Source organism: Pedobacter sp. GW460-11-11-14-TSB4, from assembly GCF_059423705.1.
The window spans coordinates 14248-39317 of the sequence record NZ_JBWKYI010000013.1; the positions used below are offsets into that span (position 1 = coordinate 14248).

The 25070-nt window shown below is 39.7% G+C and carries 17 protein-coding genes; 6 read left to right on the forward strand and 11 right to left on the reverse strand.

What is annotated here, in order from left to right; genetic code table 11:
- Positions 1 to 15: 15 nt before the first annotated feature.
- Together AC07YT_RS14220 and AC07YT_RS14225 are read right to left on the reverse strand one after the other, a co-directional pair.
- Positions 16 to 1698, reverse strand: coding sequence for a RagB/SusD family nutrient uptake outer membrane protein (locus tag AC07YT_RS14220; protein WP_086544777.1), 1683 nt, complete (start codon positions 1696 to 1698; stop codon positions 16 to 18).
- Between the two features lie 86 nt (positions 1699 to 1784).
- Positions 1785 to 4844: a SusC/RagA family TonB-linked outer membrane protein gene (locus tag AC07YT_RS14225; protein ID WP_086544776.1), complete on the reverse strand. Its 3060-nt coding sequence runs from the start codon at positions 4842 to 4844 to the stop codon at positions 1785 to 1787.
- A gap of 342 nt (positions 4845 to 5186) precedes the next feature.
- On the opposite strand from AC07YT_RS14225, the gene AC07YT_RS14230 reads away from it, so the two are divergent.
- Complete coding sequence (locus AC07YT_RS14230; protein ID WP_494945376.1) at positions 5187 to 9236, forward strand: hybrid sensor histidine kinase/response regulator; 4050 nt, start codon at positions 5187 to 5189, stop codon at positions 9234 to 9236.
- On the opposite strand, the gene AC07YT_RS14235 is transcribed toward AC07YT_RS14230, so the two are convergent.
- Together AC07YT_RS14235 and AC07YT_RS14240 are read right to left on the reverse strand one after the other, a co-directional pair.
- Positions 9233 to 10060: a HEPN domain-containing protein gene (locus tag AC07YT_RS14235; protein WP_086544774.1), complete on the reverse strand. Its 828-nt coding sequence runs from the start codon at positions 10058 to 10060 to the stop codon at positions 9233 to 9235. The two genes, AC07YT_RS14230 and AC07YT_RS14235, sit on opposite strands and share 4 nt — an antisense overlap.
- Complete coding sequence (locus AC07YT_RS14240; RefSeq protein WP_086544773.1) at positions 10042 to 11229, reverse strand: hypothetical protein; 1188 nt, start codon at positions 11227 to 11229, stop codon at positions 10042 to 10044. Before AC07YT_RS14240 ends, AC07YT_RS14235 begins: the two co-directional genes overlap by 19 nt.
- 100 nt (positions 11230 to 11329) lie before the next feature.
- Between AC07YT_RS14240 and AC07YT_RS14245 the strand changes: the two genes are divergently transcribed.
- Entirely contained in the window at positions 11330 to 11977 is a 648-nt protein-coding gene (locus AC07YT_RS14245; protein ID WP_086544772.1) for a LexA family transcriptional regulator, read from the forward strand.
- Here the strand turns inward: AC07YT_RS14245 and AC07YT_RS14250 are convergent.
- Positions 11882 to 12448, reverse strand: coding sequence for a hypothetical protein (locus AC07YT_RS14250; protein WP_494945377.1), 567 nt, complete (start codon positions 12446 to 12448; stop codon positions 11882 to 11884). The two genes, AC07YT_RS14245 and AC07YT_RS14250, sit on opposite strands and share 96 nt — an antisense overlap.
- 122 nt (positions 12449 to 12570) lie before the next feature.
- On the opposite strand from AC07YT_RS14250, the gene msrA reads away from it, so the two are divergent.
- Entirely contained in the window at positions 12571 to 13059 is a 489-nt protein-coding gene (msrA, locus tag AC07YT_RS14255; RefSeq protein WP_086544770.1) for a peptide-methionine (S)-S-oxide reductase MsrA, read from the forward strand.
- A 371-nt stretch (positions 13060 to 13430) separates the two neighbouring features.
- On the opposite strand, the gene AC07YT_RS14260 is transcribed toward msrA, so the two are convergent.
- From AC07YT_RS14260 to uvrA, 5 genes are all read right to left on the reverse strand, one after another.
- Positions 13431 to 15872 (reverse strand): bifunctional YncE family protein/alkaline phosphatase family protein, encoded by a 2442-nt coding sequence (locus AC07YT_RS14260; protein ID WP_086544769.1) that lies wholly within the window; start codon positions 15870 to 15872, stop codon positions 13431 to 13433.
- A gap of 25 nt (positions 15873 to 15897) precedes the next feature.
- Positions 15898 to 16737, reverse strand: coding sequence for a hypothetical protein (locus tag AC07YT_RS14265; RefSeq protein ID WP_086544768.1), 840 nt, complete (start codon positions 16735 to 16737; stop codon positions 15898 to 15900).
- Between the two features lie 18 nt (positions 16738 to 16755).
- Complete coding sequence (locus AC07YT_RS14270) at positions 16756 to 17598, reverse strand: metallophosphoesterase family protein (protein ID WP_086544767.1); 843 nt, start codon at positions 17596 to 17598, stop codon at positions 16756 to 16758.
- 494 nt (positions 17599 to 18092) lie between these two features.
- Positions 18093 to 18746, reverse strand: coding sequence for a LysE family transporter (locus AC07YT_RS14275; RefSeq protein WP_086544766.1), 654 nt, complete (start codon positions 18744 to 18746; stop codon positions 18093 to 18095).
- Between the two features lie 8 nt (positions 18747 to 18754).
- A complete protein-coding gene (gene uvrA, locus AC07YT_RS14280) occupies positions 18755 to 21568 on the reverse strand; it encodes an excinuclease ABC subunit UvrA (RefSeq protein WP_086544765.1) in 2814 nt (937 codons plus the stop codon).
- A gap of 258 nt (positions 21569 to 21826) precedes the next feature.
- On the opposite strand from uvrA, the gene AC07YT_RS14285 reads away from it, so the two are divergent.
- The 3 genes from AC07YT_RS14285 to AC07YT_RS14295 all read left to right on the forward strand — a co-directional run bounded on the left by AC07YT_RS14285 (position 21827) and on the right by AC07YT_RS14295 (position 24223).
- On the forward strand, positions 21827 to 22411 hold the full coding sequence (locus AC07YT_RS14285) for an RNA polymerase sigma factor (RefSeq protein ID WP_057933765.1): 585 nt from the start codon (positions 21827 to 21829) through the stop codon (positions 22409 to 22411).
- 88 nt (positions 22412 to 22499) lie between these two features.
- Positions 22500 to 22694 (forward strand): hypothetical protein, encoded by a 195-nt coding sequence (locus AC07YT_RS14290; protein ID WP_086544764.1) that lies wholly within the window; start codon positions 22500 to 22502, stop codon positions 22692 to 22694.
- 344 nt (positions 22695 to 23038) lie between these two features.
- Positions 23039 to 24223, forward strand: coding sequence for an MFS transporter (locus tag AC07YT_RS14295; protein WP_086544763.1), 1185 nt, complete (start codon positions 23039 to 23041; stop codon positions 24221 to 24223).
- Between the two features lie 265 nt (positions 24224 to 24488).
- Here the strand turns inward: AC07YT_RS14295 and AC07YT_RS14300 are convergent, their stop codons facing one another.
- Positions 24489 to 25064 (reverse strand): hypothetical protein, encoded by a 576-nt coding sequence (locus tag AC07YT_RS14300; RefSeq protein WP_145954178.1) that lies wholly within the window; start codon positions 25062 to 25064, stop codon positions 24489 to 24491.
- Positions 25065 to 25070: the final 6 nt, after the last annotated feature.

Sequence of the window (25070 nt, forward strand, 5' to 3'; positions counted from 1 at the left end):
TTTTAGAATCTCCAATTACCAGCCTGGGTTTTGTGTTAAGTTTCTGTTCTTGTTCACCTCGCTGGCTGCAATTGGATAACGATACATCTTAGCGGCATCGAACGACACATTGAGCGCATTTGTTTGAGTATAAGAGAATGTGCCATTTGCATTTTTGATAATCTGCATGCCATGCAAAGTGCCATTCAATACGGTTCCGGCTATTTTCCATCTGCGTATATCCCAAAAACGCTGCTCTTCGAAAGCCATTTCCACCCTACGTTCATGTCTGATCGCCTCTCTCATTTCGGCCTGGGTCATAGTGGTTTTTAATCCATGTTGATATCCTGCTGTGCTGCCTATCGCAATACCCGCCCTTAACCTTAAAGCTTTTAACTGGTTAAAAGCTTCAGTTCTGTTTACGGCATTATCTGCAGCTTCGTTCATGGCCTCGGCATAATTGAGCAGAATTTCGGCATACCTGAAAATCGGGAAATTGTGTGTTTGATTGCTGTAAACCGAAGCACTTTCAAAAGTTTCGTTCAAAAATTTACGCATGTAATAACCGGTCCGGGTTTGCACGTTTACCGCACTTCCAGGTCTGTCTAAACCTCCATCATAGGTTTGGATTATTCTATTTAACCATTTTGCGTTGTTGTGAAAAATAGTTCTGTAAAACCTTGGATCTCTGCCTGTGTAAGGATCTGCGGCATTATATCCTGATGCCGGATCACTTATCGCTCTACCATTAGCCATATCAAAAGCATCAACCAGTTCTTGCGTAGGGCTGGTGTAACCAGAACCCGATGCATTGGTAGCCGTATATCCGACAGGTGCATTCCTGGTTTCGAGATCGAAAGTTACTGCTCGCTGGTAGGCAAGAATAACCTCACTATTTTTACGTGTGTTAAAAACCGAAGTATAAGCGGCAGTTAATGAAAATATATTCAGGTTCATTACATCTTTAGCCGCCTGTGCTGCCGCAGCCCATTTGGTTAAATCGTTAGTTGGATTGTTTAATGGACTGGCATCGTATAATAAAATTCGTGCTTTTAAGGCAAGTGCAACGCCCTGGGTTACCCTTCCATAATCTTCGTCAGCAGCCAGCGTGTTATCGGGTCTGGCGATAGCCTTTAAAGCATCACATTCATCAACCACATATTTTACACATTCAGCGTAAGTATTTCTGGGCAATTGAATATTATCATCTAGGCCTAAAACCTTATCACCCAATAATGGTACACCACCAAAACGTTTAATCAGTTCGAAATAAGCAATTGCTCTAAGTATTCTGGCTTCCGATTTCCAGAACACTTTTAATCCTTTTTGATTTAATGGCACCACATCAATATTGGCCAGGAATATATTGGCCCTTCTAATGGTTTTGTAATTATTGTCCCACGAGTTATCTACAGTAGCCACGGCAGAAATACGGCCGTTAACAAAATACTCGATGGTGCTTGCTGGCGATGAACTAATGGCATCATCAGAAGCTGCATCTAATACATCATTGCCTATTCTATTGTATCCATTTGGCAGATAAGAATAAATATCTGCTAAAAATGTTTTGGCCTGTATGCCCAGCGAGTCTGTTTTATCGAAAACGTAAGTAATATCCTGACTGGTTGGCTCTGTTTCGTATAGTGGCTTTTTACATGCCGTAAAACCAATGATGGTAATGGCTAAAACACCAACTATTTCTTTTATCTTAATTTTCATCTGTTTCTAATTTGTTTTTAATGGTGATGAAATGCTCATGATTCAGAATTCCCCTGAACGCCGTGAACTTTCATATCAACCCAGCATTAAAATTTCACATTTAAACCAGCGTTAACCACTCTTTGCAGCGGATAACCATTTCCGTAAACCTCAGGATCTACCCTATTATAAGCTGATAATGTAACTGCGTTTACAGCATTTACAAAAAAGCGGATTGAAGCCAGTTTTAGTTTACTGGTGAGCAGTTTCGGAAGTGTATATCCTAACTCAACATTTTTTAGGCGTACATAACTTCCATCGTGCAACCAGTATGATGAGACGGCTTCGTTATTCGGGTTTGAACCAATAGTTAAGCGCGGCTGTGTGGCAGTGCCTGCCGTGGCAGGTGTCCATCGGCCAAGATTTTGTTCAAATGCCTGTCCTAAACCATTGTTCTGGAATGCCCATTCTGTTGAGCCGGAAACATAAACATAACGGTTTTGAACACCCTGTAGCAGGGCAGAAAAATCGAAACCTTTATAGCTAAAACCTAAATTTAAACCATAAAACCAGATTGGATTATTGTTTTTGAGTGACTGAATATCAAGCTCGTTGATAATGCCATCGTTATTTAAATCTTTATATTTAATATCGCCTGGTACCGGGCTGTAGCCTTGTATTTTTGCACTTGAATTAATCTCGGCCTGGTTTTGAAACAAACCATCGGCGATATAACCAAAGGTTTGATCTTCGCGCTGCCCTGTTCTAACCATCCATGGGTATGGCCTATCGATCTCATCCTGATATTGAATGATTTTTTGGAGCGAGAAAACATTCGGAGCAATGTAATAGTTAAAGTTACCGATATTATTGCTGTACTTCAGGTCGAACTCTACCCCCGAATATCTGTTGATGCCTATGTTTTCTGCAGGATAGGAAGTACCCAATAATGCCGAACTCCTTCCTCTGGTTTGGACCAGATCAAAATTCTCATTATTGAAATAATCAGCAGCGATGGAGAGCTTGTTGTTAAACAAACTTGCATCAATACCAAAGTTATATTGGTTTGCTTTCTCCCAGGTAATGTTCAGGTTAGCCAATGTACCTTCTGTTGTTCCGGCGATTGCTGTTGGCGTGGTGCCATAATTGTAAGTACCACCCGTTACATAATATTGCTTATAAGCAAAATAACCAGCATTTGCATTACCTGTATAGGCATAGTTGGCTCTTACTTTAAGCGCATTTAGCCATTTGGTATCTTTTAAAAAATCCTCTTTCGCAATATTCCATCCTAAACCAAAGCCATAAAAGAACCCAAAGCGATTGCCCTCCTCATATCTGTTTAAGCCGCTATAACTTAAAGCAACCTCAGCCAAATACTTTTCTTTATAGTTATAATCTAGCCTTCCGGATAAATTACTAAAGATCATTGGGATTTGATTGGCCGTTTGCGCACTTTGCGAATTGTATTTTAAAAGTGCATTAATACTGTGATTACCATAAGTTTTATCTAGCCCGGCAGAAAAATCAACAAATAAATTTCTGCTCTGACCAGAATTGGTAGAAAGATTAATCTGCTGACCATCTACACCAAATTTCTGATATACATCAGGATTGGTACTCGCCAGTTTGTAAACCGCATACTGTTTGGTGCGGATAATGTTTTCTGATACACTGGTATTAAAACTGGCCAGGGCTTTTAACCATAAACCTTTGGTTACATTATCGAGCGTTTTCCGTAAAGAGATATCCGCAGAAACATCTCTTGTACTGTTATAAAAATAACCAGAGCGTGTTGTTGCTGCCCATAAATTGGTTTGATAATCAGAACTACCAGCCAGCGAGCCATTAGGATTAAAAACAGGATAAGCATTATTTGGTGTAGCAGCCAGTTGCGCAAAAATATTATTACCACCAAAGTTTGATAAGGTTGTACCAGTCGTAAAAATGGCAGTATTGGCCCCTGCTCCGCCTGGCTGGTTGCCATTTTGGATGCGACCAAATAAGTTTAAGTTTAATAAAGTTGTAGGCGTAATATCTATATCGATATTCGTACGAACCAAGTACCTTTTATAATCGGTATTGGTACTGTAAGTATTTTGATCATCCTGTTTAAGGATACCGCTCTGATTGAGATAATCTACGTCAAGAAAATATCTTGTAGAATTACCTCCACCATAGGTATTTAAATTATACCGGCTAAAAACTGTATTTGGTTTTAAGATCGTCCCATACCAATCTACATCAGGATGAAATACAGGGTCCGATCCGGTTGCCCAGGCATTTAAATCAGCAGCAGTATAACGTGGTGCTTTTCCATCGTTTGCCAATGCTTCATTGTATAGAGTAGCGTAATCAAAAGCACCTAAGGGCTGGGGCAATTTAATAGCCGATTGTAAACCTGCCTGTGCGGTTAACGAGATCCGCTGTTTTCCAACTTCCCCCTTACGTGTGGTTATCATCACTACACTGTTAGAAGATTGCTGCCCTAACATTACCGTAGATAAACCATCTTTTAGAATAGTTACAGATTCTATTTCCTCAGGGTCGATAGAAGGATAATCTCTCGGCACGCCATTAACTAAAACTAATGGTACATTTCCCCTAACTGTAATACTTGTTCCATCGGCACCCGGCCTGCCGCTGCTTTGTAAAGTATACAAACCAGCCAATCTACCAGATAATGCATTATTTATTCCGGCTACCGGAACCTTAATTAAATCGCTGTTATAAACGGTTGAAGTAGATTGCAGGTTGGTTGTTACGCTTTGTTCGCCATATAATACGGGTGTAGTAGCCTGGCGTTTTTGACTTTCGCCTAAACTCACGTTCAATAAAGCCTGATTCGCTTCTACCTCTTTTACCAGATAGCCGTTAAGCGTAAAGACTAAAACATCGCCTTCTACAGCACTTATTTTATACTTCCCGTTTTTATCGGTAGAAACACTGGTTCCGGTTTCTTTAATCGAAACCTTTACACCAAACAATGGATTACCAAAGTTATCGGTCACCGTTCCAGTTACTTCCAACCTATGGTTTTTAGTAAACCCAATTTTTCCCTTTACATGGCTTTTGACTCGTATGGTATTTGCATTGGCCACACCTGGGCATACAGCGTATACGGTTAACGAAAAAAGCATTAATTGCTTAAAGTAAGTTTTCCTCATATAGTTCTTGTTTGTTGGCTAGTTGCTTGTCCGGTGTTAAGGAATGGCAGGGCATTCGCTTTACTTACGGATAAATTTTGGTTATTAAATATTTGGTTATCACAATGCAATCAGTTACAAATGCATAGGGTCAAATCTATTTAGAAGCGAAAAAAAGAAGGGGGTAAAATCCTAAACAAATAGGTATAAAAATCCTAAATAAAGGCAGAAAACAGCATTAAACAAGGCAAATAATCAGATAAAGTGTTAAAATTGCTTTGCCAAACGTATTTGATTTTTATAATAGAAACATTTTGTACTTTTAATCAGGTAAAAGCTAAACATCCCTCACTTTCTGCCAACATGAAATACCTGCAAACATTTACTTTAGTATTTTTTATCATTGTAAGTAATGCTCAAAACAAATATGCTTTTAAACACCTCAATGTAGAAAACGGGCTCACACAAAGTTCGGTATTATCTATTGCTCAAGATGCCAGGGGTTTTATCTGGTTTGGCACCCGGTTCGGGTTAAATAAATACGATTCTAAATCTTTCAAGGTATATTATCACGAAGAAAATAATGAGAAAAGTTTAAGCAATGCGTCATTTCTCTCGTCTATTTTAGCGTTAAAAGATGGAACATTATTAATTGGCACCTCAAATGGGCTGAATAAATATAATGAAGGGGATGATAACTTCGACCACTATGTGCACAACAGTAAAGATCCCAATAGCATTAGTAATGCTGGAATAAGTTGCATTTTTCAGGACAAAAAGAACCGCGTTTGGATCGGTACCACAAATGGTTTAAACCTGCTCAGCACCAATGGAAAGTATAAGTTTAAACGCTTTTTAGATAAGCAAAAGCAACGCCAGCAAATTTATGCCATTACAGAAGACCATAACGGAACATTATGGTTAAGTACAACTTATGGTTTAGTAAACATGCGCTTTAAAGATGGGAAAATACACCTCAGGTATTTTAAAGATTTTAGCGAAGAGCTGAACAAAGCGATTGATAACCACATTACAACCATGGTTGAAGACCGAGAAAATAATTTATGGATCGGCACCAAACAAACGGGTGTAAGCAAGTTAAACCTCAGCACGGAAACCATTACGAGCTACCAATACTCCAGTCTTAACCCAGCAGGAATTAGCAGCAATAACGTCCGCAAAATTATGATGGATCAGGAAGGTAAACTATGGATTGGAACATTACATGGTATTAACATCTACAATCCTGCCACTAAAAACTTCAGTTCCCTGCATAATATCCCCGAAGATCCAACCAGCCTGAGCCAAAACTCTGTTTACGATATTTATCAGGACCGGCAGGGCATAATATGGGTAGGCACCTATTATGGAGCCATTAATATGGTATATCCCAATTATACACCCTTTAAGGTTTATAGAAGCACTACAGCGCCAAATGGCTTAAGCAGCAACGTAGTCAGCTCGATCATGGAAGATCAGCACCAAAACCTCTGGATTGGTACCGAAGGCGAAGGGTTAAATTACTACGATAGAAAAAACGATACTTTTACCCGTTATAAAAATAACCCGAACGATCCCAAAAGCTTAAGTGCAAATTTGGTAAAATCGGTTATACGGGATAAAAAAAACAGAATTTGGGTAGGAACACATTATGGAGGGTTAAACCTTTTTCAACCAGAAACCAAAACTTTTGTCAGATATACCAAGCACAAAAACGATACCTCATCCATTAGCAATGATGAAATTACAGCCCTTTTTGAAGATAGTTATGGGCGCTTTTGGGTAGGCACCAACGGTGGCTTAAATAGCTTTAACAGTACTACCGGTAAATTTATCCGCAACCGGGTAAACGGCTTAACCGATGCGGTGCATTACATTTTTGAAGATGCCAAAAGATGCCTTTGGGTAGCGACCAACTCAGGTCTTTACCAGTTGAAAAAAGATAGCCAGCGGTTTATTAGCCGCGTTGCTGCCGATCCGGAAATTTTGAAATATAACGAAATCACTTGCTTAACTACCGATAAAGCTGGTTATTTGCTCATGGGCACTTCGCATAACGGTTTGTTTAGGCTCAACCCTGGTCGCCATAGCTATTCTAGAATGACCACATTTGATGGCTTACCCAGCAACAACATCATGGGCATACTGGAAGATGATTTTAATAACCTTTGGATAACTACCGACAAAGGTTTATGTAAATACAACCCCAGGCAGAAAACTTTTAAAACATACAACATTAAAGATGGACTGCCGGGCAACGAATTTAATTACAAGTCATTTTTGAGAGACAGTAAAGGTGCCTTTTTCTTTGGTGGATTAAGTGGAATGGTGAGCTTTTTTCCCAATGAAATCAAAGAGAACAAAAACACCCCACCAGTTATTTTTACAGGATTAAAACTGTTTAATAAACCCATAGCACTGCATACCGGAGATGGTTTACTTAAACAAAACATCAGCACCATTAAATCAATTACCTTCGAATCAGATCAGAATGTATTTTCAATTGATTTTACGCTACTCAACTTTATTAAATCCGATAAAAACCGTTATGCCTATAAACTGGGAGGCTTTGAAAAAAACTGGAACTATGTAGATATCCCCTCAGCCAGTTATACCAACCTCTCGCCCGGAAACTATACACTTATGGTTAAAGGAAGTAATAACGATGGCCTTTGGACCAATGAAACCAGCACCTTAGATATCAAAATTCTGCCGCCATTTTACAGAACATGGTGGGCCTATCTGTTTTACTTTTGTGCTTTTGCAGCCATTTCCTTTGTATTTATACGTTACTTGTTGATAAAAGCCGTACTTAAAAAAGAAAAAGAAATTAATGAACATAAGCTAGAGTTTTTTACCAATATTTCTCACGAAATACGCACGCCTTTAACCCTCATCGTTGGTCCGTTAGATAAGTTGATCGAAAACGCTAAAGACGATCCTGCCCTGAACCGGGATCTGCAACCGATAAAAAATAATGCCGACCGTTTGATGAACTTAGTTACCGAACTGCTCGACTTTAGAAAGGCAGAAAGCGGAAAAATGGCCTTACATGTAAGTCCTGGTGATGTGGTAAAATTCTGCAGGGAAATATTTCTGGCTTTTCAGAACATGGCGATTTCTAAAAACATCGATTACCAGTTCGAAACCACACAGGCAGCAATTGAGCTTTATTTTGATAAGGTTCAAATGGAAAAAGTGATGTTTAACCTACTTTCAAATGCCTTTAAGTTTACACCTGTAAACGGAAAAATCAGCCTAAAAATAGAAACAGAAAAGCAATTGGTTAATATTAAAATCTGCGATAATGGCAAGGGTATTCCTTTGGAGAACCAGGCCAGTTTATTCACCAATTTTTATCAGGCCAATGCCACTACCACCATTGGTACAGGTTTGGGCTTATCGTTCTCTAAAAGCATTGTAGAACTGCATCATGGCCAGATTAGTTTCGAAAGTACCCCTAAAAATGATAAGGCCTTTGGCAATACGGCTTTCACTGTAAGTTTAAAAACAGGAAAAGAACATTTTAATCCATCCGATTTTATTCCCGATTATGTTTATTACGACGATGCCTTAAATTACAGCCTTAGTACTACAACGCAGGTAACCGAACAGATTAAGGAGGATGATGTACTGCAGGATGATTCAGGGAAAAACAAAAAGAACAGCATCTTACTGGTAGAAGATAACGAAGACGTGAGAACCTTTATTAAACAGGCTTTAAGCCCTTCATATCAGATATATGAGCGCGAAAACGGGGCAACCGGACTAGAATGCGCCTTAGATCTGATTCCCGATTTAATTATCAGCGATGTAATGATGCCCGTAATGGATGGCTTAGAATTATGCCGGAAACTTAAAACAGATGAGCGAACCAGCCATATCCCGGTAGTTTTATTAACGGCAAGATCGGCTTACGTACACCAGGTAAACGGTTTCGAAAACGGAGCTGATGCCTATATTATGAAGCCATTTAACTTAAAGATACTCGAACTGAACATTCAAAACCTGTTAAATGCCCGGGAAACCGTTAAAAAAAAATTTGCACAGGTAATTACGCTCGAGCCCAGAAACATGGTGATTAATACCACCGAGCAGCATTTTTTAAATAAAATTATTCAACTTATCGAAGACCGGATTGCCGATCCTGATTTTGATGTACCTACCTTATCAGCAGAAGTTGGGATGAGCCAACCTGTGTTATATAAAAAAATAAGGGCACTGACCGACCTTTCCGTAAACGACTTTATTAAATCGTTGCGGATAAAAAGAGCCGCTCAATTACTTAAACAGGGTACAGGAAATATTGCCGAGATTGCTTATTCAGTAGGTTTTAACGACCGGAAATATTTTAGCTCAGAGTTTAAAAAACATTTCGGCAAAACCCCGAGTGAGTTCATGAGCAATGATTAACCAGTAAACCTTTCCGTAACCTGCTGATCGAAATGATTGTTCATAATTGCCTGATATACCTGTTCTGCAACATGGTGCAATAAATCTAGTTTTTCAAACAGGCGTATTACATCTGGTTCACCAATCTGGTAATTGTTTTCATACCGAACAGCCAGGTAAGCCTCATCAAGCAAATGCAACAGGCAAAGTTCTTCCTCATCATCGCTAAATAGCTCAGACAGCTGTTTTACGTAAGCTTTAATATACAGTTGATGGGCTTTGATGCGGTGTGTTTTTTTATCCTTTCCCATCACCAAAACTTCAACGGCCCGGTACGTTAAATCGAAAACCTCGTGCAGCATAAAAGTGCAGTATTCGAAATTTTGTTGTTTAAAATAGAACTTTGCACCCGATAAAAATTGGTTGGCTTTATTAATTTCTTGTCGATAGATGCTTTTAACCCGATCTGCAAGGAGGTGAGCTGTTCCACGATCGAGAAAACTTCCAGATTTACTGAATAAAGCGTTTTGAGCCCCAGTGGCATAGTAAAAAAACAAACTCCCATCCAGCAAAGCCTGCTCAACCTCGTGTACATGAAAAACCCGGTAACTAAATTCCATTTGCCCGGTAAATACAATATTTAGTACTGGTGTTAACTCGTTCAAAATACGTACATGTTTAATCGAAACCATAATCAGCATTTCCTGCACCGCTTTACCGGCAAAAAAGTGGGTGTGGAGATAAATATACTGAGTGGGTACCGCCGCTGTTACACCCTTTAACAAGCGCATAACAGTTTCTTCTTTTACGGCATAATGGCTAAGGTTTAAAAATTTATTGCGCATAAAGGCCTCCTTTCCGCTTTAACATCATCACTTAGTGAAGGATTTCCGATGATCAGAAAAAAAGCTTCCACGATCATCAGCATGGCTTCATACTGCTCAAATAAAAATTCCTTATCCATCAATTTAATGCTGCTCCCGGTACTAAATGCTGCATACAGCCATTCTAAAAGCCCTAAGCGCAACTGTTTAATTTTTTCAGGAACAAAAAAAGACTCCACAAACCGGTAAGGGTTTTCGATATGTTCGGCAGGGAGTGTATTTACTTCGCAGAGCCCCTCATTATACACATCGTTTGATATGAAACGCCCTTTCGTGGCAACCAGGCCTTCGGGCAAGTCTTCCTGATAAATTAGTTTTTTGCTTGCAATTAAATAGCCGGTATTAAGCAATTTTGTAAACTGGTTATAAAGGAAAAAATAATCGGCAACATCACTTACACGGTTATCTTCTGACAAGGCTATTTTATACCATTTTTTCAGGTAGGCTTTGTGACCTGCAAGGTTATCCAAACTAAAGAAAAATTCAATTGCCTGAAATGGATCATCAAATAATTCCTGATCAAAAGCCAGTGGCGATGTACTTTCGAACATGGCCATGTGATAATAGCGATCGAGACTTTTAAAACTATTTTTAGTGATTACCCTTTCGTGGATGAGCCAGCAGGCCTCCAGCATTTTTTTAGTGTTTTCATAAAACGGAAAAATATACTGGTCCCAATCCAGATCGAGCTTATTTTCCAATCCGGCCAGTAACCATTCTTTGTAAATTAATTTATAGCTCTCCGATTCAAAGAAGATAAAAATATCGAGAAAGGTAAATTTTGGACTTTCCATTTCCACTTTGCTCAATAATTTCGGACAATATTCAAGCAAAACCGCTTCGCGTGCCAGGCTGCATTCATCAGCCTCAATCGCTTTTACAAAGGCCGTATCGGTTTCAATCCGATTAAAAATTAAATCTGAATAATCGAACAGCGGCAACAGCTTTTCGTAAAAAACCAACAGTTGCGCAGGATGCTTTTGCGGCGAATAATCAAATTCGTTTTGAGGTGGGTTTAACCAGTTTTTGAGAAACTGTAAATGATGGCCTATACCATTTGACAAAAAAAAGCTTTCAATAGCATCAATAAATGCCATCGTTTCTTTTTTAAAATTTGAGATCCCTTCCATAGCCGTATATTTTTAAATGATTATATTAGCTAACGAATTTAGCAAAACAAAATAAGTTTAACTATTAATTATACATAAAACTTATTAACATCTTTACCTTATGAATGAAAATCAGCGCTTAAAAACACTAATGGATTTGTTGGGATTTAGAACCCAAAAAGATTTTGCTATGGCGTTGAATATCAAACAAGGCTCTCTTTCGGATATTTTAAGAGAAAGGATCAATGTATCCAATTCCATTAAAGATAAACTCGAGCTTAAATTCGATGTAAATTTAACCTGGCTTGAAAATGGAACCGGCGAACCCTTCTTTAAAAAGAAACGGGCCGTTGGCGAAAGCAAAGAGGGTGTTCCCTATTTTGACATGAGCCTATCTGATGCTAAAGAGCTCATCGTAGAAGAACAACGCGCAGAATACCTGGTAAATTACCTTCCCTTTAACGATTGCACCGCCTATTTACCGGTTTATGGCGATAGTATGTATCCCAAATATGCCGCAGGTGAAATTATAGCCATAAAAGAAATTACCAATTACGAAATCTTACAGTGGGGCGAAGCTTATGTGATAATGACGGATGAAAACAGTAACAGTCTGCGTACCATAAAATTAATTTTTCAGCACGCCGATGAGAGCAAACTCATCCTCCGTTCTTCAAATCCAAATTTCAAAGGCGATACGGTAATCCACAAAAAAAGTATTCAGGCACTTTACATCATCAAAGGAAAAATTACACGGAATATTATCTAGCAGAACAGTTTTCAGTTCGCAGTTGGCGGTTAACAATTTATAGCTAAACTGAAAATTGCAAATTGCCAACTGAACCATATAGTCCTCGTTTGTAACGAGGATTGATGAGATTCGCATTTGTAATGCGGTTAAATGATTTTGGGGATAAAACCAGATAAAAAGCACGCCCAAAACTTTAAAATTTATTACTGCGACTTTAAAACTCCTTACTGCGACTTTAAAACTTTCTACTGCGACTTTAAAACTCCTTACTGCGACTTTAAAACTTCCTACTGCAACTTTAAAACTTACTACTGCGACTTCAAAACTTCTTACTGCGACTTTAAAACTCCTTACTGCAACTTCAAAACTTCTTACTGCGACTTTAAAACTCCTTACTGCAACTTTAAAACTCCTTACTGCGACTTTAAAACTTCTTACTGCGACTTTAAAACTTCCTACTTCGACTTCAAAACCACCGCCTGCACACATGAAACGATTAACCGTTCGATCAGAACTTCTTATTGCAATTACAGAACTGCCAACTGATAACTAATTACTTTCCTTTTACACATCTTCGCCGTACCTTTATTTAATTAAAAAAGGAAAGATATATGAATACTGAAAAAGCCATTCTTGCAGGCGGCTGCTTTTGGGGAGTAGAAGAACTGATCCGTCATTATCCTGGGGTGATCTCCACAGTGGTTGGATATACCGGAGGTGATGTTCCCAATGCCACTTACCGGAACCATGGCACACATGCCGAAGCCATTGAAGTTACCTTTGATCCAACTGTTTTAACCTATCGCAAATTATTAGCATACTTCTTCCAGATCCACGATCCGAGCACACGAAACCGACAGGGAAATGATGTAGGTACATCCTACCGTTCTGCCATTTTCTACAATAGTGAAGAACAGAAAAACACGGCAAATGCATTGATTGCCGAGCTGGATGCTTCTGGCAAGTGGCCTGGAAAAATTGTAACCGAGGTGGTACCTGAAACCGATTTCTGGAATGCTGAAGAAGAACACCAGGATTATTTACAGAAAAACCCTTACGGTTATACCTGCCACTTCGAAAGACCAGACTGGAAATTATAAATAAGATCGTTATTACAAGGCACTGCTTGCCTCGACTCTTCTTATAGTGGACAGATCTTTTAATTTGGGTTTTTTATGCACTTTGCTAAACAACGTTAATAAAGTTCAGGCTTTGCCGAAGAACTTCGTCAATCCTGATCCCCGTGGTCTGTGTCCCCACAGACCACCTAGATTTTTAGCAAAAAATTTATCCATTTCGTTGCACTTCAGGAAATGATGATATAAATTCATCTGGATAAATCCTTGATGTAACGTAGAAAAACAAAATGGTCTGTGAGGACACTGACCAAGGAAGCAGATCACTCAAACAAAAAGGCAACTTCCTGAATCGAAAATTGCCTTTTTGTTTAAAATGTAATCATGACTGGTCGCTAATCATCATCATCTTTTTTCTTCTTCTCGAGAATGACAAAAGCACTCCGTTTTGGCGCCGGCATTACCGATTGTTCGCCTTTCACCGATTTCCACACCACTTCGTTTAAATCTAAATCCGGTGCCGAATCTTCCTTGGCAAAATTGAACAGTTCAGAACGTCTGCTGCTCTCATTTACGGCCACATTCCTCGTATCTAAATCAATAAGCGGCTGAATCACATTATAAGGTGTAAAATCAGGCGTAGCCGTAAAACATTCGTATAAAGGCATGGCTGCAGCATCGTACTGGCTCATGGGCGGCAATCCTAAAATAAGTTCCATTGTTCTTAAAAACCCGGAAGTAGAATACATGGTATGAACAGGCGTATTTCTTTTTACGTAAGGACCAACCACATAAGCCGGCGAACGGTGTGCATCAACATGATCGGGACCGTTTTGTGCATCATCTTCCAGAATAAAAACAACCGATTCTTTCCAGATTTTGCTGTGCGATAAATGCTCCAAAATACGGCCAACCGCCAAATCGTTATCGGCAACTGCCGCCTGTGGCGAGTATTTACCTTTCTTTTGTCCGCTGGTATGATCATTAGATATTCTTAAAGTATTAAACTGGGGTACAACACCCGCAACCAATAACGAATCGAAATCATGCTGCCAGGCATCTACCCGCACCTGATCTTTAATGTCCATGTCAAAACCCGGCGAAGCGGTACACATATGGCCTTGCAGTGATTTAATATTTGCCTTGCCATAATCGCCAAACTCACCATAACTGCGGTAGCTTACCCCGGCCCTTTGGCAGTAATCCCAGATAAAACCACCTTTTGGATAGGTTACCGGCCTGCCGCCTTCGAAGCTGGTGCTTCCACCACGTGCACCATAACTGGTTGGCCATGTTTTCTCGACTACATCTGTGGCGTAAGCAGCCATGCTCCAGTTGTGTCCATCGGCACTTACCTCCGCATCCACATAGAAATTATCCAGCAACACATAGTTTTCGGCAAAAGCATGCTGGTTAGGTGTAATTTTTCTGCCGAAAAGTGTCAATTTAGAATCTCCGTTTCCTTTTGGCATATCGCCAAGCACCTGATCATAGGTTCTGTTTTCTTTGATGATATAAAAAACATGTTTAATAGGCGATTTTTCATTCTGTTTACGCGGAATAGGATTTCCGGCTTCACCATCGGCAGTAATCGTCCGTTTATCAGTAAAAGGTGTATTGGCATAAACCTGTTTGGTATATACCTTTAACTGTTCAGGTTTTGGCGCGTCGATAAAAGATAAGGTACCTTTAAACAAACCAGCAATATACTGCAGTCTGCTATTGGCCGTACTGCCCATGTGATAACCGCTGTTATCTACTTTAGAAATGGGTTGTGGCCCCTGAGGGTTCGCCATAGGCGTATTCCCTTTACCGTTGGTAACGAGAATTTTCGAACCCAGAACCTTCACACTGGTTGGATACCAGCCTACCGGAATAAAACCCTGACTCAGGCTTAGTCCAGGTTTACTTACATCAAAAACGGCTAAACAGTTATTGTCAGCATTGGCAATGTACAAAGTTTTTTCGTTGGCACTTAAAGCTAAACCATTAGTAGTCGAGCCTGTTAACTGCGTGGCATAGAGTGTAGTAGCAATGGTTTCAATTACCTTATTGTTCAAGGTATTAATGACCGAAACGGTATTATCGTTTGCATTGGCTACAAAAAGAATATTGCCTTTTTTATTAAGCAATAGTTCATTTGGATGATCGCCAACCGGAATACGCTGTGAGATGTTTTCTGATATCAGATCGATTACCGCAACTGATTTCCCGCCCCAGAGCGAAACATAGAGTTTACTTTCATCCGTTGATAAAACACAACTGTAGGCAATTGCCGGAAGCTGGATTTTTTTAAGGATCTGCTTTTCTGCTGGATTGATGATGTATAAACTGCTATCCTCTTTGGTTACGGTATATAGTTTACTGTTGTTTTTGTTTACCACAATCCCTGCCGGACTGATTTTTCCTTTTGGCCAAACCGGACCGAGTTTAATCGTATCGCTTTTGCCCAGTTTACCGTTCTGAATATTAAAATCCAAAATCCAGTTATCGTTACCACCTGAGGCATACAGGTGTTTTTCGTCTTTACTAAATGCGATTCCATACCACGATTTGCTCAGGACTTTTTCATCAATAATCTTTTCTGTTTTGACATCAAGCAATTGTAACGACTGGGTACTTTGTCCGTTGTTGGTAATGGCAAGATATTTACCCGAAGCGCTCAGTTGCATGTTTAAAGGCAAATCGCCCAATTGCAGCGAATGCCCCGCCGGACTCAGTTTCCATCCATTGGGCAATAAAATCTGCTGGGTGCTTTCGTTTTTGCCCGGCCATTGTGCAAATCCTCTTTGGATAAAAAAGAAACACAAGAGTAATAATAAGTATGATTTTTTCATTTTTCTTAAATTGAAGATAGCAGCACTAGCGATGAAGATTAAAATTAACCAGGGCCCTGATGGTATAACCATTACCAGACGCTACTGAACCAATTTCGCGTATAGCCTCTGATGGAATAGCCTGACTGCGGGTTGCATAAAAAACAGGTCCGCCGGAAATAGAGAACGAAAGTTTTGAATGGTTTGGTTCCAGATTGATTGAGGGCCCAATCATTACCTTTGCACCACCTTCTGCCTCGTCTTTTTCCCAAAACCCTTCTAAATCCTGTCCTAAGGCTTCGAAACCAAGGTACAAAACATTAGAAACGCGGTGCTGATAGCCAAAACTCGTAATAAAATCAAGCTTATCCCTTGTTTTATCAAAAGCTTTTTCGAAGCGAAGATTACCCGCCATTCTCCAGTTTGTTTGATCGAATGAAGCAGTAATCCGGCTAATCGCAGAACCTACGTTCGACCAATCTCTACTTAAGCCTAAACCAGCACCTAATCTAAAACCAGCTAAGCCTTTACCGCCCACAAAATCTCTGATTACTTCAGCTTGTTCTGCACTGGTTACGCCCCCTGAATTGGCAAAACCGATTGCAGCAGTGGCATACAAAGTAAACCTGCTGCCCAAATATCCCTTAACCCCAAACTGTTGTCCTAAACCATCATAACCGAACTGTCCATTGGTTCTTTCTCCATAACTCCCTGAATAATGGATATTCCAGCGGGGATTTTCTGCGGTTAGCGTGTTCAAAGAAAACAAAAAGGGTTGTGCAGCGTCTGTCCCAATCTTAACTTCCGACTGACCTTCTGTAATCTTTTGGGCAGAACAATTCAGTGCAATACCTGCAAAAGTGATTGCTAAAAGTATCTTTTTCATTTTAGTTTAATATATCAGTTAGAATTTCGTTTCATTCAACAGTGGTGATCCACTTGCGTTAACCTGATAAGTTTGGATCTTATCATTTTCATCAACCTCTACAATCCGGTAACCTTTGTAGGCTGTGCCCCAGTTTCCACCAATATGGGCATCGAAGAAATGAGGAAGTTTATCAGTATAAAAGACAGCATCGAGACTATGGTCATGTCCATGGAATACGGCTTTTACATTTGCATAGCTGTGCAGGAGCTTAATCGTATCCGGACATTCTACAAAAGGACTTTCGGGCACCCAGAAATGAGGTGGGATATGCAGCACCACGAAAACAGTTTTTAGGTTTTTAAACTTATCGAGCTCCTGTTTTAAAAAATCGTTGTTAGGGCATAAATAAGTTCCTTTGGTATCTGAAGTGTTGGCCAAAACGAAACCTACTCCATTTTTTTCGAAAGAAAAGTTATCCTCGTAACCAAAAACCGATTTCCAGATCTTCGCGTCGGCATGATCGTGGTTACCCGGGATAGCATAAAAAGGAACTTTAAGTTTATCGTAATATTCTTTTTTTACTTCTGATAATAGTTCCGGACGATCGTGTACCAGATCTCCATTAATGATCACAAAGTTTAAAGGATTTTTATCGTGAGATTCATTTAACCACTTTACAATATTTTCGTGATGAAGTTTATAATCTGTTCCGGGCTGGCCATAATGCCCATCGGATGCAATGGCGAAACGAAGTTTAGGTGCTTTGCCCGGTCTGGCGGGAGCGCTGTGTTCTTCAGCAAATGAGGAAAGAACCGGCGAAATACTGGCTACTACAGCAGCGGCCAAACTATTTTTCAGAAAAAATCGTCTGTTAGACATAAGGATAAGATATGTTTTGTATCAAAGCCCAATATTAGCTTGGTTAGGCTTCTTAAACATAAATTTAATGTTATGATTAGGTTAACCGAAGCATAACTATGTATCAATTTTATAACAGAAACATGCTGTGGATCTTGCCTTTACTATATTCCCCGGTCTGTGTCCTCGCAGAACGAAAAACAAATAATTTCTTCCTATTGAATACTTGACAAAAGCCAACTGGAAGGTCTGTGAGGCCATAGATCTTGGAAAGAAAACGGTTGTTCGATCTTCAGCGAGCTCAGACCGATAACATTTCCAAGATAATAAACCAAGTGCATCTGTTCCGTGCTTTCCGTGTTTCCGTGGCAAAAAAAACAAATTACCAATTCAGGAAACTTCCAAAAAACAAAAGGTCTGTGGAGACACAGACCTTGGGATAAGGTATTTAAGTAGATCCTTCGACAGGCTTAGGATGACAATTCTATATTTATGATACAACCGCTTTGATTAGACTATAGAATAACGATCAGCTGTTTTACCACCAGATAGGCCGCCAATGCATATAAAAATATCGCAATCGATTTATTAATAATTAAACTGCTCAGCGCAAACTTTTCCTGAATATAAGTTGCAAAATGCGCATATAGGTAAAGTGCCAGTGTAGAACCCACACCGGAGCCCAAACTAAAGATTACCAGTGACAGGTAATCGGTTTCGATCCATTGATGTAAAATCACATAGTTACCAAAAAACAACCAGAATGGAATCTGAACAGGATTTAACACCCCTAAAATCAATCCATATAACACACTCCCACTGCGTTTATCTTCTTTTTTATTGCTGGTTTTGGGTACTTTTTTCCTGTTTTTCCAGGTAATCGTTCCCATCACCAAAAACATCACGATCATGAAACAATCGACCAAAGTACTTAAGCGCACTTCACTTACCGCTTCGTTCGGATTGATATCGCTCATGGCCCAGCGGGCAAAACGCATCATCCCAAAGGTGAAAAATACTTCTACGCAAGAGAAGGAAAGAATAAAGTACCAAACCTGGCGCATGCCTTTGTTAATGGCGAGCTGCGCAACGGTGAGATTAATATTGCCGGGAGGAATATACCCCATGGCATTGAGAATGATGCCTATGAAAAACGTTAGAAAAAGCATTGCCGAAATTATGGATTTAAATTTAAATGCGATGCTAAATATTTTCCGGTGTACGATTTTTCTACCTGAACTAAATCTTCGGGTATGCCTTCAAATACCACCTGACCACCGCCATCGCCCCCTTCAGGGCCGATATCGATAACCCAATCAGCACATTTAATCATGTCCATATTATGTTCAATCACCAAAATCGTGTTCCCTTGTTCAATGAGTGTATTCAGTGCTTTTAACAGTTTTTTAATATCATGAAAATGCAGTCCAGTTGTTGGCTCATCAAAGATAAACAGCGTTTTATTGGCATTATTTCCTTTAATTAAAAACGACGCCAGTTTAATACGCTGCGCCTCACCACCCGATAAGGTATTAGAAGATTGACCTAAATGCACATAACCCAAACCTACATCAACCAATGGATTTAATTTATTGAGGATCTTTTGTTCATCCTTAAAAAACTCAACCGCTTCTTCAATGGTCATATCCAAAATTTCGGATACGTTTTTCTCTTTATAGGTCACATCTAAAACCTGTTGTTTAAAACGTTTACCGTTACAGGCTTCACAAGGCAGGTAAATATCGGCCATAAACTGCATTTCGATCTTCACTTCGCCCTCACCCTGGCAAACATCGCAACGGCCGCCTTCTACGTTGAAAGAGAAAGCAGCTGGCTTTAAGCCTGCAGCTTTTGCAGATGCTAAACCAGAAAACAGCGCACGGATATCATCCCACGCTTTAACATAGGTAACCGGATTAGAACGGCTGGAGCGACCAATCGGATTCTGATCGACCATTTCTACAGCGCTGACCAGATCGTAATTGCCAAAAATGCCATCATAAGCACCCGTTTGTTCACCCGCGTAATTTCCGATTGCTTTTTGCAATGCCGGATATAAGATTTTTTTAACCAAACTGGTTTTTCCTGATCCAGAAACACCACTTACTGCGGTAAAAACACCCAACGGAAACTTCACGTCAATATTCTGCAGGTTGTTTTCCCTCGCACCTTTAATCAGGATATGGTCTTTCCATTTACGGCGTTTATCCGGAATGGCAATTTTTTCCAATCCCGACAGGTAACGGCCGGTTAAACTATTTTTATCTTTTAAAATCTCCTCGTAGTTACCACTGAAAACTAAATTACCACCATGGGTACCAGCCTCAGGGCCAATATCGATAATGTAATCGGCTGCGCGCATCATTTCTTCTTCGTGCTCCACCACTAAAACGGTATTGCCTACATTACGGAGCGAGATTAATACTTCAATCAGTTTATTCGTATCGCGTGGGTGCAATCCGATACTCGGTTCGTCCAAAACGTAAATAGAACCCACCAAACTACTTCCCAATGATGTGGCCAGGTTAATCCTTTGCGATTCACCACCCGAAAGCGTATTTGATAAACGGTTTAGGGTAAGGTAGCCTAAACCTACATTGTTTAAATAAAGAAAACGGTTATCAATCTCTGCCAGTAAACGTTTGGCAATTTTGGTATCGTTAGTATTTAATTTCAGCTCGTTAAAGAAAACCAGGGCTTTTGCCAAAGGCATCAGCACCACATCGATAATCGATTTTTCAGCAATCTTTACATAAGAAGCATCTTTACGCAAACGCGAACCTTTACAATCCGGACAAGTGGTTTTACCGCGGTAACGGGATAACATGACGCGGTATTGAATTTTATAAGTCTGCTCTTCCAGTTCTTTGAAAAAAGCATCCAGGCCTGCAAAATATTTATTCCCTGTCCAGAGCAACTGTTGCTCTGTTTCGGTTAAAGCACTATAAGGCCGGTGGATCGGGAATTCGAATTTTGGCGCAGCTTTGATAAAATTCTGCAACCACACATTCATTTTTTCGCCACGCCAGGGGGCAATGGCATTATCGTAAACACTTTTGCTCTTATCAGGAATCACCAGATCTTCATCAATGCCGATTACATTTCCATAACCTTCGCAGCGTTTGCAGGCCCCATAAGGGTTGTTGAAAGAGAAAAAGTTTGGCGTAGGTTCTTCGAACTTTATTCCGTCCAGTTCAAAGCGATCGCTAAAATGTTTCGTAGTACCCTGGGCCTCTACATAACAATCGCCTTTACCTTCAAAAAAAGCTGTCTGCGCCGAATCGGCCAATCTGCTTAAAGTTTCTTCCTCCTGATTGGTTACAATACGATCAATCAGGATCTGAACGGTTTTATCATCTGTAAGTTCTGCATCCTTAAAATCAGCATCATCTAAAACTGTTTCTATCTTTTCTATTTTATCATTAATCAGGACCCTTAAAAATCCTTTCTGTAATAAAATAGCCAGTTCTTCTTTAATCGTACGGTTATTGTGCGGATATAGCGGGCAAAAAATGGTTACCGTTGTATCTTCAGGCATGGCATTTACATAATCGACCACCGTGCTTACCGAATCTTTTTTCACTTCTTTTCCCGAAACAGGCGAAATGGTTTTCCCGATACGGGAGAAAAGCAGTTTCAGGTAATCGTAAATTTCTGTCGAGGTACCGACGGTAGAACGCGGGTTGGAAGTAATTACCTTTTGTTCGATGGCAATTGCCGGTGCAATACCTTTAATATAATCAACATCGGGTTTATTCATCCGGCCCATAAACTGGCGGGCATAAGAAGATAAACTTTCTACATATCGGCGTTGCCCCTCTGCATATAAAGTATCAAATGCCAGCGAAGATTTCCCCGAACCAGACATACCGGTTACCACCACAAGTTTGTTTTTTGGAATGGCAACATCGATGTTTTTGAGGTTGTGCACACGGGCACCTTTTATGATAATATTTTTATGCGGATCTTTTTCGGCCTCTTTTTTGCTCATGTATGATAACGAATATAATGTATAACCCCAGAATGTTGTTAGGGTTTTAAGAACATACAAAAATAGGGTACTGAGATGGTTAATTTATTTTTTAACATTTTATTTTTTGTTTTTTGATAAAAAAATAACTTTCTTTGAATATTAACAACCTCAAAACCAAACTGACACATTCAAAAAACATAGGAGAGCAGCTATAGAAATTAAACATCTACAAATTAATTTTTAGCAAATAGTACGGGATTTAGTGTAGGTAAACCTATGAATTTACAATCATATAATGATCAGGACCTGGTAAAGGTATATATTACCGGGAACGAGAATGGATTGCAGGAACTTTTAAGAAGACATAAAAGTAAAATTTATACCTCTATCTACTTATTGGTGAAAGACCAATATCTGGCGGAGGATATTTTTCAGGATGCTTTTATAAAAGTAATTAATACCCTGCGATCAGGAAGATATAACGAAGAAGGCAAGTTTTTGCCTTGGGTAATGCGTATTGCGCATAATCTGGTTATCGATTATTTCAGAAAAGAAAAGAGAACACCAATCATCACCAGTGCTGATGGAATGGATGTATTCAATATGCTACACTTTTATGACGAGAGCGCAGAAGATAAAATGCTTCGCGATCAAACCCATAAAGATTTAAAAGCAATGATCCATTTATTGCCCGATGAGCAGAAAGAAGTGCTCCTCATGCGCCATTACGCCGATTTAAGCTTCAAAGAGATTGCTGATTTAACTGACGTGAGCATCAATACCGCCTTAGGCCGTATGCGTTATGCCCTTAGTAATTTGCGTAAAATGCTTAAAACAAAAGAGATGACCTACAAAGGGTAGTGAAAATGTTACATAAAATTTTTTAGGGCTTGAAATAAAGCATCTGAACTATCGTTAAGTTTATAAAACTTATCACATTCAGTTGCTTATGACAAAAACCTCTACATCAAAAACAAATGTAAATTTACCTACACCTAACATGTTTCAGCCTAAAACTGATATTGAATCGGACGCAGAAATCGACTTATTTTATGATCAAATCAAAGGTAAGTTAGATAGACTGGCTAAAAATCCTCAAGATGAAACCATCAACAAGATTTTAGCTTACAGCCGTACAAAGTAGTAAATCTTTACATGAGCCAAAAAAGCTTGTTTCACAGGGTGGGACAAGCTTTTTTTTGTGCCTATGGATGATGGAAAATGTAATATGGATGATGTGTGAATTCTGGGCTGATCTAATGGTTGATCGTCAGACAGCAATTTAATCCATCAATCCATTTGACCATGAGCTATTGACTTTCTAACCATAAGCTATTTTACAACAACATCCTACCTCTTCCATTTCACCTCTCCCATCCTCCATCCTACCTCTCCCATCTTACATATGGATAAATGGCCTAATTTTTACAATCCCCTTAAATAAAAAGCCTTACCTTTACATAGTGTAATTTTAACACTAAGTACGCTATGAACAAGAACTTGCTCCCACTCACTTTAGGCGGTTTAGGCATCGGCATAACAGAATTTGTGATGATGGGTTTGTTACCCGATATCTCTAAAGATTTAGCCGTAACCATTCCACAAGCCGGACATTTAATTTCAGCTTACGCTTTGGGCGTGGTTATCGGTGCCCCGTTATTGATTATGATTGCGGGTAAATATCCACCAAAAATGATATTGATTGCTTTGATGATCATGTTTACGGTTTTCAATGCTTTTTCAGCATTTGCCCCAACTTTCGATACCCTGTTTATTGCCCGATTGCTTTCAGGCTTACCACATGGTGCATTTTTCGGCGTGGGCTCGGTAGTGGCCAGCAGAATCGCCGAAAAAGGGAAAGCGGCTCAGGCCGTATCGCTCATGTTTATGGGCTTAACCATCGCCAATATTGTCGGCGTACCGCTGGGCACCTTTATTGGTCACAATTTCTCCTGGCGCATATCTTTTGCTGTTGTGGTATTTGTTGGTCTGGTTACTTTATTAAGTTTAAAGTTATGGTTACCTGCTTTAGAAGCCACTAAAAACCGCGATTTAAAAGCCGAACTAAGTTTCTTCAAAAAAAGAGAAGCATGGATCATCATTTTTATGATTTCAATCGGAACCGGTGGTTTATTCACCTGGTACAGTTATATCGCCCCGTTAATGACTGACGTTGCTGGTTTTTCGCCAAATGCAGTAACCTATATATTAATGTTAGCGGGTATTGGTATGTTATGTGGCAATTATATCGGTGGTATACTGGCCGATAAATTTTCGCCGGCAAAGGCATCTGCAGCCTTGTTATTAACTATGGTGATTACCCTAACCATTGTGCACTTCGTATCGGCAAGTCAGCCCTTAGCTTTAATTATGACTTTTGTTACCGGCGCTGTCTCTTTTGCGCTGGCTGCTCCTATACAGATGTTAATGATCCAGAGCGCCAAAGGTTCCGAAATGCTGGCGGCCTCGGCCAGTCAGGCGAGTTTTAATATCGGTAATGCCCTGGGTGCTTTCTTCGGTGGACTTCCGTTAGTATATGGCTTCGATTATACTTCGCCAGCCTATGTTGGTGCCGCAATGGCTTTGGTTGGTGCTTTCTTTGCATTTTGGCTGATCAAAAGTAACCAGGGGCTAACCGAACAGGTTAAAGTACCCGCTGCTTCTTTTCACTAAAAATATTCGTCATTGCGAACGAAGCGGTATTTTGTGATGGGAGTGAAGCAATTTATAATATTGCATTTTTTTTGGAAAACATAGGTTAGTGCAAGAAAAAATTGTCAGTCCTGCTGTCCGCTTATCCCGATGAAAAATCGGGACCGCTCCCATCAGGTTTAAAATGAAGGGTCATACCGTTAATTAAAAACCCAGTGCGCCATTTTTGAATGAGTGAATGAGAAAATATAATCATTCGCTCATTCGAAACTCCATCATTCAATAATCACTTCACTCTATCTCTCAAACGCCCAAAGGTAGCGCCCACCGAGAAGCCACAAAAGCTATTCGCGCTATTGAGATTGGCACTTATTCCAAGGGTTAACGCTGCAGCCCTCCCAACCAAAAAACTGGTCCTTACTTCTATCGGAATGCCAAGAGTTCGGGTGGTAACAACTTCATAAACATCATGATCAAACAGGCAAAACATAGACTTGCAGGTATTGTACAAAAATGCGCCTCTTGATATCTGTTCCGTAAATGCCAGCCCTGCACCAAGCTTGATGTTGATATAGCGTTCGAAACTATAACTTTTGCCTACTATAATCCCAACATCAGAAATACTGGGATTAGGCTTATCTCCAAAAAGCTCGAATTCTGAAATACCCGATGATTTAAAAGCAATGTAATTGGTTTTACGCTGCAAATAAAGATGAAGCTCACCATAACCACCATCTTCGGTTCCTTTACCTCCGCTCAAAGCTATACCATAGTAAAATTTATGATTTTTGTGTAAGGTGTCTTGTTGCGCTGACGCAGCTGTAAACCCTAACAAACAAAAGCATATCAATAAATATTTCATAACGTT